13 protein-coding genes are annotated in these 11,960 nt (G+C 59.6%); 11 read left to right on the top strand and 2 right to left on the bottom strand.

Annotated features, from left to right (window positions below):
- Nucleotides 1–327: 327 nt before the first annotated feature.
- From ACX80G_RS15240 to ACX80G_RS15195, 10 genes are all read left to right on the top strand, one after another.
- Nucleotides 328–684: a hypothetical protein gene (locus ACX80G_RS15240; protein WP_459308690.1), complete on the top strand. Its 357-nt coding sequence runs from the start codon at nucleotides 328–330 to the stop codon at nucleotides 682–684.
- 66 nt (nucleotides 685–750) lie between these two features.
- A complete protein-coding gene (locus tag ACX80G_RS15235) occupies nucleotides 751–1,530 on the top strand; it encodes a metallophosphoesterase family protein (protein WP_459308688.1) in 780 nt (259 codons plus the stop codon).
- Nucleotides 1,531–1,549: 19 nt separating this feature from the next.
- Nucleotides 1,550–1,957, top strand: a complete 408-nt coding sequence (locus ACX80G_RS15230; protein ID WP_459308687.1) for a hypothetical protein — start codon at nucleotides 1,550–1,552, stop codon at nucleotides 1,955–1,957.
- 160 nt (nucleotides 1,958–2,117) lie between these two features.
- Entirely contained in the window at nucleotides 2,118–3,050 is a 933-nt protein-coding gene (locus ACX80G_RS15225; RefSeq protein WP_459308686.1) for an endonuclease/exonuclease/phosphatase family protein, read from the top strand.
- A 10-nt stretch (nucleotides 3,051–3,060) separates the two neighbouring features.
- Nucleotides 3,061–3,336: a LexA family transcriptional regulator gene (locus ACX80G_RS15220; RefSeq protein WP_459308684.1), complete on the top strand. Its 276-nt coding sequence runs from the start codon at nucleotides 3,061–3,063 to the stop codon at nucleotides 3,334–3,336.
- A gap of 613 nt (nucleotides 3,337–3,949) precedes the next feature.
- Nucleotides 3,950–4,282 (top strand): hypothetical protein, encoded by a 333-nt coding sequence (locus ACX80G_RS15215; protein ID WP_459308682.1) that lies wholly within the window; start codon nucleotides 3,950–3,952, stop codon nucleotides 4,280–4,282.
- 98 nt (nucleotides 4,283–4,380) lie between these two features.
- Nucleotides 4,381–4,917, top strand: a complete 537-nt coding sequence (locus ACX80G_RS15210) for a hypothetical protein (RefSeq protein ID WP_459308681.1) — start codon at nucleotides 4,381–4,383, stop codon at nucleotides 4,915–4,917.
- A 751-nt stretch (nucleotides 4,918–5,668) separates the two neighbouring features.
- Nucleotides 5,669–6,547, top strand: a complete 879-nt coding sequence (locus ACX80G_RS15205; RefSeq protein WP_459308680.1) for a metal-dependent hydrolase — start codon at nucleotides 5,669–5,671, stop codon at nucleotides 6,545–6,547.
- A gap of 96 nt (nucleotides 6,548–6,643) precedes the next feature.
- Nucleotides 6,644–7,543 carry a hypothetical protein gene (locus ACX80G_RS15200; protein WP_459308678.1) on the top strand — a complete coding sequence of 300 codons (900 nt, stop codon included), beginning with the start codon at nucleotides 6,644–6,646 and terminating at the stop codon, nucleotides 7,541–7,543.
- Nucleotides 7,540–8,445: a hypothetical protein gene (locus tag ACX80G_RS15195; protein ID WP_459308677.1), complete on the top strand. Its 906-nt coding sequence runs from the start codon at nucleotides 7,540–7,542 to the stop codon at nucleotides 8,443–8,445. Before ACX80G_RS15200 ends, ACX80G_RS15195 begins: the two co-directional genes overlap by 4 nt.
- A gap of 1,427 nt (nucleotides 8,446–9,872) precedes the next feature.
- Here ACX80G_RS15195 and ACX80G_RS15190 read toward each other — a convergent pair.
- Together ACX80G_RS15190 and ACX80G_RS15185 are read right to left on the bottom strand one after the other, a co-directional pair.
- Entirely contained in the window at nucleotides 9,873–10,586 is a 714-nt protein-coding gene (locus tag ACX80G_RS15190; RefSeq protein ID WP_459308676.1) for a GAF and ANTAR domain-containing protein, read from the bottom strand.
- A 55-nt stretch (nucleotides 10,587–10,641) separates the two neighbouring features.
- A complete protein-coding gene (locus ACX80G_RS15185; RefSeq protein ID WP_459308675.1) occupies nucleotides 10,642–11,316 on the bottom strand; it encodes a GAF domain-containing protein in 675 nt (224 codons plus the stop codon).
- Nucleotides 11,317–11,465: 149 nt separating this feature from the next.
- On the opposite strand from ACX80G_RS15185, the gene ACX80G_RS15180 reads away from it, so the two are divergent.
- Complete coding sequence (locus ACX80G_RS15180; protein WP_459308673.1) at nucleotides 11,466–11,633, top strand: hypothetical protein; 168 nt, start codon at nucleotides 11,466–11,468, stop codon at nucleotides 11,631–11,633.
- Nucleotides 11,634–11,960 lie beyond the last annotated feature (327 nt).

The raw sequence follows: 11,960 nt of genomic DNA, 5'->3' as shown, positions 1-11,960 counted from the left end.
TGACCTTCCCCGCGACCACGCGGATGTTAAAGATCAGAGAGCCGGTCGCGTTCCTGCATTTCCGCCGTTCGCCATGAGCTTTCTCCCGGAATACTGGCCCTGACTCTGGGTTAGCATTCCGGCGGCAACACGTTTGGACGAGGACGCATTACTCACGGCGATCCAAGAAGACCGGCACAGAGAGTTGGCCGTGCGGCAATGATCCCTCAAGGAGAATTTCCAGGACCGCAGATCAACCTAAAGATGTTGAAGTCCAACGTGAACGGCATGGGTAGGCCTGAACCGGGTGCTTGATCGTTTTAAGTTCAGTTGCAGATAGGGAGAGCGATGAGTGCCAACGAGCTGGCTCATGCGGTGGAAGCGTCCGAGTTCGTCAAAGCGTTCGGAGGTTACGGCGTGAGCCCGTCCGACATAGCCCGGGTCGTCCAGATCGACGTCGATACGGTGTGCGCATGGAAGGCGGACGGTGCCAAACCGAGACAAAGTGCCTACACCCAGCTTGTGGGACTGCGCGAAATCATTTTGGTGCTGTCTGATTCACTCACCCCTCGTGGGGTCGGACAGTGGTTGCACTCGAAGAATCGACTCCTTGACGGGAAGCCGCCGCTGGATGCGCTGTGTGAAGGTCAACAGCAGAAGGCACTGGAAGCTGCGCGAGTTTTCGTCGATGGATCCTTTATCTAAGAGATGCAGACTGGACGAGGGCACGTCTCGCCGTGGTTTGTCACACCCGCAAACTAGGGTGAGGGAATGGCTACCGAACCTCACCCAATTGCTATTTTCGGGGACTGGCATGGGCACCTAGGCTGGGCGCTTGGCAGCCTCGATGCAGCATCAAAAGCCGGCGCGAGGATCCTCGTCCATGTAGGTGATCTTGGTCTGGACTTCCCGGGCCGAAACCGAGGCAGATTCGAAAAGAAGCTCAACCGCATCCTAGTCGAACGCGAGATGACCCTCATCTTGTCTTTGGGTAATCATGACAACCACGACTCCGCGGCAAAGCTGGAGATGCAAGCCGACGGTCTTGCCACTTTTCGGTCCAACATCAGGATCCTTCCCCGCGGCGGCCGTACCCTCATCGAGGGCCTCACCATCGGCGGTCTCGGCGGCGCCTACAGCATCGATCGGAAACATAGGACCGAGGGAGAAGACTGGTGGGCCAATGAGGAGCCCACTCAGGAAGAAGCTGACCTGCTTGTGGCAGGCGGCCCAGTGGACATTCTGATCACCCACGATGTGCCAGCTTCCGTCCCCATGACAGGGGATCTGAAGCTTCAAGCCGACGTCGTTGCCCGGGCGGAGAGAACCAGAATTCTCCTCGATACGGTGGTGCGGCGATTGCGGCCTCCGCATCTGTTCGCTGGTCATTGGCACCAACGACGGACATACGACCTTGTTCATAAGGACGGCACGGTGACACGGGTTGACGTCCTCGCGAATGAGTTCGCTACCAACGGCAATGGTGTCCTGGTTTGGCCGGCCGAACCGATGCCACTCAGGGTCGAACCGCTAAGGATAACAACGAGATGAATGGAAGGTTTGATCGGGAATGGACGTAGACGAGTGGGAATCGGATTTGGTGTATGACCTTGCCAATGGCCCGGGAACTACGTCTCTGCTGACGCTGGCCAGTTGCGGGAGTCCTGCCGCCAGCCGGAAGATTATCCAGATTGCACAGCGGGTCGTTGGCGAGTCAGGTTGGCCGCTGTACGAACTGGTCGCCGGTCAGGTAGCCGCCGCCGGACCATTGAAGGAAGAGGGGTTCCTCATTCTTAAGGATGTGCGGCGGCCCGTGCCGGAAGCGGTGCCAGCCCTTGTTGCCGCACACCAGCACCTCATTACACGGAGTCTGCCCGTAGGGTTGCTGGTCGTAGGGTCCGTCACGGGGATCAGGGATCTACGTCGGTACCCTGTCATGGGCTTCCTCAGCCGAGCCTACCCAGTCGACCTCGCCTGAAAGCAGTATAAAAGGCCCCGCCTGTTCAGGCGCCAATCCTCGTCTCGGTGTCCTAGTAGGCAGGTTTATCGCACAGGTGGGGCCAGATAATAGGGGCCTTGCTCGGGAAAGCCGCCGGGGGCTTAATGGTCCTGTGCCTATTACGCCGCTAGATTTACCTGTGCTGTCTCCTCCCACCGGAGTGCGAAAAGAGCTGACTCACCTTGGGGTAGCCCTGGACGAAACTATCCCTGCCAAGGCCGAATCGAATCTGCTGATCGCGACCTGGAACCTGCGGGCCTTCGGCGGGTTGACCCGCTCTTGGGAATCCTCTCGTGGCGACTCCCCTAAACGAAACTGGCACGCGGTCGCCTGTATCGCCGCCGTTTCCTCCAGATTCGATGTGATCGCCGTCCAAGAGGTCCGCCGGGACGTCACCGCCCTGCACACCCTGATGACCATTCTTGGTCCGACCTGGAAGTTCATAACCTCCGACGTCACCGAAGGTTCGGCCGGCAACAGCGAAAGACTGACGTTTATCTATGACACCAACCGAGTCCAAGTATCGGGCCTTGTCGGAGAAATCGTTCTCCCCCCAGCAGCAGATGGCCCCGTCGAACAGTTTGCCCGCACCCCTTACGCCGCGGGGTTCACCCGAGGTGAAGTCGAGTTCCTCCTGACCACCGTGCACGTCCTATGGGGAGCAAGCCCAGCGCAACGGCTCCCCGAAATTACCGGCTTCGCCCAATGGATGCGCGACTGGGCCGACCGGCCAAACGACTGGAACCAGAATCTGTTCGTCCTCGGCGACTTCAACCTCGACCGGATCGGTGATCCGCTTTTTGAAGCGTTCATCTCCACCGGGCTCTGGCCCCCGACCGAGCTCAACAACGTACCTCGAACTATCTTCGACGCCAGCGGTGCTAATCATTTTTACGACCAGATCGCCTGGTTCTCGGAACCGGACGGCACCGCACTGCTGAAGTCGATGACCTACACCGGTCGGGCTGGCCACTTCAACTTCGTCGCGCACCTCTACCTAGATCTGACCCGCAATGAGGTCTCGTGGCGGATCTCCGACCACTACCCGCTATGGGCCGAATTCACCCTCTGAAGGAACAATCATGAACGCCGAACTCCGGTCACTCCACCGTGGCGCATTACAGCGTCGGGCACGGCAGCGTATCGATCTGTTCGATGAAATGCGCGCAGTGAAGATTCCCAAAGGCCATGGGCTCGTACAACGAGAGATTGCTGACTTGCTCGTCATCAGTCAGGACAAGGTCCACCGCCTTCTGAAGGCCGTCGAGCGTCGGGGTGATGATCTCACCCCTGATCCGGCCGAGCTCATTCTGCAGGTTTTCGTTTACGACAGCCCTCGCGCAGGAAATGCTAAGTAGAGAAGAGTTCGACGAATTGAAGAATGCAGTTGGCCGGTAAGGCGAGGCCGTTTCACGTCCCTCACAAGCATGGTGCCGCTCGTCCACAATCATTGCTCCACTCCAACCTGGTGAACCTAAGTGGCCACAATCGCCTCGAACATGAGGGGCCGCGTGATTCATCATCAGGAATGACACCGACAAAGGCTAACGTCTGGTCTATCAAATAGCATCTAATCACCTTGGGGAGTCAGCCGTGAATGTCACTGTTAGTCCGCAGCAGAACGAGCAATCGACCCGCGCAAGTTGGAGATGTCATAGCCCCGCGGACGACCGCGATGGACTTGCACCGGGTGACCCTCACAATGGCCTTCTGAAGCCTCACGAATCCGAGGTAGGGCGTTGAATATCTTTAGTAAGCGATCTTTGTGCCCCTCGCGTGGTCCTTTGCCCGGCAGACTCTCCTGGGATTTAACCCGGGCGGCGATGGACCGAGCCCTCAGCTCAGAACCTCGCGTTCGTCAGATAGGACTCGCATCGTTGCAAGCTCTCGCTTCAGGAACATTGCTGACCACGATCGATCGAGCTGCCGCGATTAAATGCATCGAGGTCGTGGCCGAAAGCTATCCCCCGAATGACTGATCATGACCTCCTCTACCAACTATCGGGTGACGAACCTGGAAGCTTCACCATCACCACTGAAAGCGGGACGGTGTACGTGGTGGACTGCACTCTAGGCTTCGTTCAGAGATTTCCCAAACTCAGGCGGCCCACAACCGACTACGTTCCCTTACCCGTTCAGGATCTCCGCCGTGATGAGGGTCGGATTCCCATCATTCGAATCGAACGACTAGTCGTGGGAGAGCGCGGCGTACTCATTTTGGACGTCGTCGGTGACGGCCAGACCGTGACGGTCCGCACCACCACTCCCGTGCTGTCCATCGAACGATCCAGCAGCGCCGACTGATTCCATCGTGTCCGACGCTTGAGTCCCGGTCGGACAATGGGCTGAGAGCGCACCGGGCGCGTGAATACCCACCGAGAGGTGACCATGTCGAATCGTCATTGGGAGAGCGCAACCATCGTCTTGCCTCTGCAGAGTTCGGCCGCGTACGGCAGGTGCTCCGGACCAAGGACCATGCGCGCAAAGAGAAAGCGTTCGAGTTGACCCAGGACGCCTGGAAGTCGATGAGCCGCAAGGAGCAGACCGACCCAAACGCCTACCGGCAGGCTGTCTCCGGCTGGTACGACCGGACCGCTGCCAGGGTCGATCCTTACGGCGACCGGTCTGGCAAACCCACCGAGAAGCGGGCAGTCCTCGATGCTGCCCTCGACAGGCTCTACTCCGTCGCCAGTGAAGGCAAACCGGCACGGGTCCGTAAAGGCGACATGGAGTTCCCCACGAACCGGACCACCCAGTTCAGTGCAGGCCCGGCCGAGATTACCTTCGACCGAAAGACCAACTCCGTCGAGTGGGACGTTCTGGAGAACAACTGGGCTGTAGAGAAGGCCACCATTCACCCTCTCTCACGGGACTTCATCGGCGCCCGCCGCCGTCGGGGAGCCGGAAGTCTTCGTCCGATACAGCGTTTTGAGCACTGAAAATGGAGAAAACGACGATTTCAGGTGATCGGCGTCGTGGAGGCCCGAAATCTGTCCAGCAACGAAAACCGGGATTTGGGCCCCTTTTTCGGTACCGATTACGACAACACCCTTTTTCGGCTCAAACCGGCGATCAACGAAAGATGACCGTTTTTGGGCAAAAAAGAAGGTCCCGATTTGGCCTTGTGATAACCGTCGTCTCTATGGATGAAAGTTCGTTCCTAGGTTATCACACTCCACCAAACCGGGAATTCACCCGATTTCGTTTGTCCCACCTGTCCAACCCCTGTCCACCCCCTTTGCGGGACACTTTTTTCGGGTATCGTCCCACGTCAGAGGCACAATGGAGGGTCGAAAAAGGGTTTGTCCCACCTGTCCCACCTGTGGGGAGACCATCTATAGATATACCAATGGTTGTAGTAGTAGCTAGAGACAACAACAACAGTGGCCCTATATATATATATTTTAAGTAAACAGGTAGGACAACTGTCTCTAAGGGGCCCCCTTCCCTTTGTTTACCTGGGGAAATTTTGTCCCACCAGTGGTAGGACAGAGGTGGGACGGTGGGACAAACCGCCACAGGCCCAAATCTCCTCTTTCCCGGCCCGGACACTTCTCAACTGATCTCAGCAGCCGGATCCGGCTGCACCTCCCTCTCCCTCGGCCGGCACATCTGCGCATGGCTGGACATACCAACCCCTCCCTGCCCTGTCGCCGGGGATGCCGGGTTGCGTCGCCGCACACATCAGTGGTGTCAGTCCAGAAAACCTTGAGAGGAAACCTCGCCACCATGATGGGAGCCCACCACGCAGCCTGCGGCGCAGCCGCCTGGGTCGCGATCACCACCAGCGCAACCGTGCCGCTGAATTTCATCGCAGAGGGCGCCACCATGCAGGCCGGGTTCGGTCTGCTCGAGGTTGGGCCCGTCGGTGTCATCACCGGCGCACTCGTCTGCGCGGGAGCCGCCCTCGTCCCTGACGCTGATCACCACAACGCGACCATCGCCCACTCGCTGCCTCCCCTCTCGAACGCCATCTGCACCGGCATCGGCGCCGCCGCCGGCGGTCACCGCCACGGCACCCACTCCATCATCGGGATCGCGTTCTTCACCGCCCTCGCCTGGCTGGCCGGACTCTGGACCACCGAGCTCACCGGCTTCGGAACCATTGGCATCGGTGCAGGGATCCTCTCCGTCCTGCTCGTCGCCTTCGCAGCGAAAGCCTTGAAGATCATCCCCGACTCCATGAGGAAGTCCCCGTGGGCGGTCGGCATCACCGCCGGAGCGTTCATCGCCTTCTTCCCGCCCGAGCACGCCAGCTGGTTCCCCATCGCGATGGGCCTCGGCGTGATCATCCACATCCTCGGCGACATGATGACCACCGGCGGTTGCAACCTCGCCTGGCCAGTCACCATCAAGCCCCCCAAGGTCCTGCGCAGCGTCCCGGTCATCAACATGATGTGGAAGCCCAACGGCTACTTCGCCATCCCCGTCCTCGGCAACGCCGGATCCTGGCGTGAATGGCTGCTCCTGGTCCCGATCAGCCTGTACGCGATCGCCGGGGTCGGCACCGTCATGGCCACCGCCGGCCAGGACGGCCTCACAGCCCTTGTCGCCATGGCCGGCGGCTAGAGACTCACCCCAGTTCTCCCGGTAGCTTCACTGGCCGACCACCGGTCCACTAACCACCCAGCTGGCGCTCAGCGGATCTGCCGCACACAAGAAGTCATGAGCACTCTCGCCACACGCCAGCCCCGAGGAGTCCCTGTCGGCGGCCAATTCGCCAGCATCCACCGATCTGAGACCGACCTCGAACTCTGCCCAGCCACCGGGCTCACTGCGGGACGTCCCCTGGCGGTCCGCCTGGGCTTGGGTGAGAACGATGAGTACAACGACCTGGTCGACGGTCAGGTCATCGAGTCCCTCGACATCCGCCGCTCCGAAGACGACGGGACCTACTGGGTCTCCCCCGCCAAGGTCATCAACTTTCGCGACCTCATCCCCGCCGCGGACCTCGGTGTCACCGACACTGAGCGTGACCAGTGGCTGGACCTCAATGAACCGGTGATCGAAGATTTCATCGGCGAACGCTACGGGGCTGAACTCGGCGATGGAAGCCTTGACGAGGACTGGTCCAACATCAGTGCCGAATTCACCGCTGCCCACCCCGGCCAGGAGCTTGGCTCCGACCAGGCGCTCAACCTGGCGTGGAACAACACCAAAATCGTCCAGCTGCACAGCGAGATGGATCCCGGTACGCAAGGCGCAGAGCATCTGGGCCGGTTGCTGCGCGAGAAAGTTGACGCCTGCAAAGTCGTCCCCCTGGACCTGACCGTCCGGGAAGAGACCCTGCGCCTGCGCAAGGACCCGACCAGCCTCGACTCCATCGTGAGCGGCCGTCTCGGTGAGCGTGAACTTCCCGACCCGGTAGCCCTTGCCATCGCCCATGACCTCGGCTCCACCGGCACCCGCCCCGCCCTGGCCAAGCTCGCCCGCGTCGGATACACCGACCTGGAAGCTGCCACCAACGAACTCCGCGACGCCTACGACGCCGCACCCAACCCACTACAGAAGCGCCGCATCGACATGATGTGGACCTGGCTTCACCACGGAGGCGACAACGCATGACCACCAACGACACCCCCATCAACCGGCAGCCCGCCGGCGTCCCCACCGGTGGGCAGTTCGCCCACGGCTCTCACGCCGAACCGTCAGCTGTCGTCCTGCCTTTGACGGAGGTTCATCTGGCCCCCGGTGAGGATGACGAATTCGATCACCTGGCTGACGGGTACGTGATGGACTCCCTGCACGTCCACCGCAACGACCACGACGGGTACTACGTCACCGCGGCACGCAGGATCGAGATCCCCGACCTGGTCAGCGCTGAAGACATGAAAATGGACGAAACCGAGCACGCTTCCTGGGTCGACAAGCACGACCAACTCATCCGTGGCTACCTGGCCGAACGCTACGGTGCGGACGTCGTCGAAGCCGGTGAGGATTCGATGGAGATCCAGTTCACCGCCGAGCACCCCGGAGACACCCTCACCGAAGCTGAGGCGATGAGACTCGGCTGGGAGGAAACGAAGATCGTCCAGTTCCATAACGAGTCCGACCCCGGCACCTTCGGTTCGGAGAACCTGAACCGGCTGATCATGGACACGGTCGACGCAAGCACCATCATCCCCGATCACCACACCCTGATGTCTGAGGCCCACCAGTTAGCCAACGATCGACGATTCGTTGACTCGATCGTCTCGCTGCGCAGCGGTGAGCGTGAAATTCCGGACGCCGCGGCCATGGCTATCGCCCGCAACCTAGCCACCGATAACCCCGGCAAGTACCCTGCGCTGGCCAAGCTCGGCTACCACGGCCACACCGACACAAAAGCGATGCAGCACCTGGATCCTCAACGGAGGCGACAACGCATGACCATCAACGACGCACCCATCAGCCGTCAGCCGGCCGGCGTCCCCACCGGAGGACAATTCGCTCCCGGGACGCACCCCGAATCGTCCGTAACGCTGTAGTGCACCGGTTGCCCGCAGCCAGTTGCCTTTTCCTAGGCTGGTTCTGCCAGGGTGCGTCGGAGGTCCCGAGTATTTTGGCGGATGGGTGATCTTACGGCGAGCGGGGTTCGGGCTTGTTCAAGCTGGTGATCCATTTCCTCAGAATCGCGCACCGCTGCGCTGAGTAGCCGCTGTCTATTTTCTGTGGAGTGGGTATGTGGGTCGCAGGTCGCCATCGATATGTTCGACGACTGCCAGGGCCTGGAGTTCATCACCGACCTATCGGTCGCCTACATGATCGCACGCGGCCTCGCGAAGTCAAGAAGCCGCGAACACTACGACGCCTAACACACGCCGTGGCGGGGAAATCAATCATCCTCGCCACGGATAGGCACTATGTCACTCACCAAGGTTCGTGGCGCGTACCGCTGTCGGCCCATCATCAACCCCGGTGGATCCACTTGTTTAGTGCTGGCCTTCGGTTCTTAACCCTGCTAGCTCGCGGCAATCAGCCTGTTGGCTGCAAACGATGACTTCAGCGACCTGCCGAGTGAGCTGTATTTCCCGGGTGGACCTGAGGATGCTGAGCGCCAATCTTTATCGCATGTACAAACGCTTCTTATGTTCGTCGGAATGGCCCGTTGCCTGGTCAAGGTTCTGGCCCACCAAATGGTGGAAGTTGATGGACTGATTGCTTCTGGCGGGTTACCGTTGAGTAGTGCCCCGGACCCCGGCATGGCCGCATTGACTATGCGGATGTCGATGAGTTTTGGGGTTTAGATCATGGCCACTACTGAAATACGTTCCAGCGAGCAGGTGGTTGGGCACCTAGCCCCGGAATTGCGGCTTAGTGCTCTGATCCAGGTCAATACTGATATGGACTTCGCGACCGTGGCCGTTCGGGGATCACTAACCCAGTCCAATTGTGCCGCACTGATCCGGATGGTTGTTTGCACCAGCTATGTGGACTCTAATCTGAAGATCACCGTCGATCTCAGCGGGGCTCGATCAGTAGATCGTGAAGCTCTCAAAAGATTGGGCAATTATCCTACGTGGACGGTCATTGGGCCTCTCCCAGAGACCGCCATCGACGCTCAGCCGAACGCGGGATCTAGCCACCTATCTGTGGGTTCGAACTGGCATGCCTCATACCCGACATCGCCTCGATCAATTGCCGCTCACCAATCAGCCACTAGCCCGCTGGTGGGAGAAGTAGGCAGGGGTGAGTATGTGCACCCGGCAGCCCCGAGTCGGCACGCGCCGGAGGAACCGTTCCCGCAGGACCTGACCGTTCTGGATCAGTTTCGGTTAGAGGTACTGAACAGTAGAACGCATCGTCAACTCGATATGGAGTACATCCGCGATATACAGGCGCACCCTGAAACCAGTACGCGATTAGAGGAACTGACTGAAGAACTTGACCGCAGAGACAGTAAATACAGTCAGCGCTAAAGGGTCAAGGAACCTCCAACAATTTTACTTGCCGTCTGTTGCAAACCGAGACTGTTCGAACGCGAGTATCGGCGGAGCCTGCTGAAAGCCTCGCTCATGTCCACATCATTGGTCTGAGAAATGACGCCCTTTGCCTGCTCAATCAAGACCCGACTGTTCAGCGCATTCTGCAGTTGGTCATTAACCATGGTGCTTTCGCGGATCGCGCGCTCCTGAAGCAGACCAATGGTCGCAACGTGCGCTAGGGCTTGCCCGATGGCTGAGTCTTCGTCGGTCAACGCACCGGGCTGGTGACCGAACAATCCCATAGCCCCAATTGTCCGGTCCTTCACGCGTAGCGGGATTGCATGGATGGAATGGAACCCTTGGCTCAGCGCCGCGGCCTGAAATTCGGGCCAGCGTCCGCCCATGGAATCGATGCTATCGATGGTGATCACAACACCCGTTTTGAAGCATTCGACACAAGGACCCTCACCGGCCTGGAGCTGCAATATCTCCACCAGCTGGGTTTCCTCACTCGTGGAGGCCACCACTTGCAGCTCCCCGTCAGGATCGACCAACAAAAGGCCAGCTGCACTGGCGTCGAGCAGATCAACGGTCTCCTCCACCAGGGTTTGCAGGAGATCCAGGACGTCGTAATCGGTGACGAGTGTGTCTGTAAGTTTCACAAACGCTGCGCCCACCCGCTCCGCACGCGATGTAGTCACCATACGCACACCCTACTCCAGCACATGCCGATGGTCCCCTTAAATAGGCGAGCAAAATCTAAATAGGCGACGTGAAATCCAGTTCCCGAGCAACCACATCCCGGGCGGTTTCCGTGAGCGTGCGCCCGTTAGCAAACGCGTGAGCACGCAACAGCAACAGGGCATCCGCTGCCGAAAGCGTTGCCTGGACAAGAACCATGCCGGTGGCCTGATGAATTTCCCTACGGGACTGATAAGAATGTCCCGAAGGCGAGCCATCATCGGTACCAGCGCTGTCATTCAATAACTGGCGCAACACGGTCCACGACGTCTGGTCCGCGAGGGCGGACGCCGTCGTTTGGTCGGAACGGCTCAGGGTCCACGGCGAGGTCCTATACAGTTCCACCACCCCAATTTCAATTGTTCCTACGGCCAGCGGGAAAACATACAACGCCGCTGCGCCCGTCTCGGCTACTGCCGTCCCAAATACCGGCCATAAATGGTGATCCGCGGATTGTAGATCCGGTAAAAGTACTGGGAGGCGGGTGCGGAGGGCTTCCCACCGCGGGCCCTCACCCAAATCGAACTGCAACTCATCTAATCTGGCCGCAACAGGATCGCTGGCATGCAACAACGTCTCGTGCATGGACCCGCCGAAGACCGACACCGAAGCACCCGTGACCGGTAATTGTTCAAGAAAGGGTGCACACAGCCGGGCGTTGCCCGAGCCCGAACCCACTTGCGACTCAGTCACCGCTTCTCCGAAACACTGTGCGAGGATTCGGCGTGCTGACCATAGATACCCGTCTCCACCCCTTCGTCATTGTCGGTATTCGGTCCTGATCTAACAATAAACCCGATGCTCCTGAGGATGTCCGGATCGACCATGAGAGGTTAGCCCGGGTGAACCAGAAAACCGTTTTACTGATCACCGGGTACACCTGGACCCAAAGGACCAACTACACCCAGGTCAGGGACCACCGCTGCAGCGAAGAAGCCACCACCGCAGCAGCGGCCACGGAAACACAGAAACCTGTTAACACGGAAACCAGTGCAGCAGAGCATAGCTAGCAGCCTGCACTAGGCGCCCCCGCCCACCACAAGTGCGGGGGGTGCCGCCCACCACAAGTGCGGGGGGGGTGCTGCCCACCACAGGCGCGGGGGTGCTGCCCGGCCCGGACGGAACCGGACCAGGCGAACAAAGGCTACGCGGCCGGGCGAGAACCCCGGTACTTAGCCAGCCAGTCGCTCCTCAGATCGTGCTCAAAATGAGGTCGTAGAGCGCGGTATCGGGGCAGAGCTCTCTTATGCCTTTTCGTAGCATCACCCGACCAAGCCCGGATAGGCTACAAAAGCCCAATACCAGCTGCCGGGGGAGAACAACCGATGGATCGTTTT

The organism is Arthrobacter glycogeni (assembly GCF_054510815.1).
This window is presented reverse-complemented; position numbering and strand designations above follow the sequence as displayed.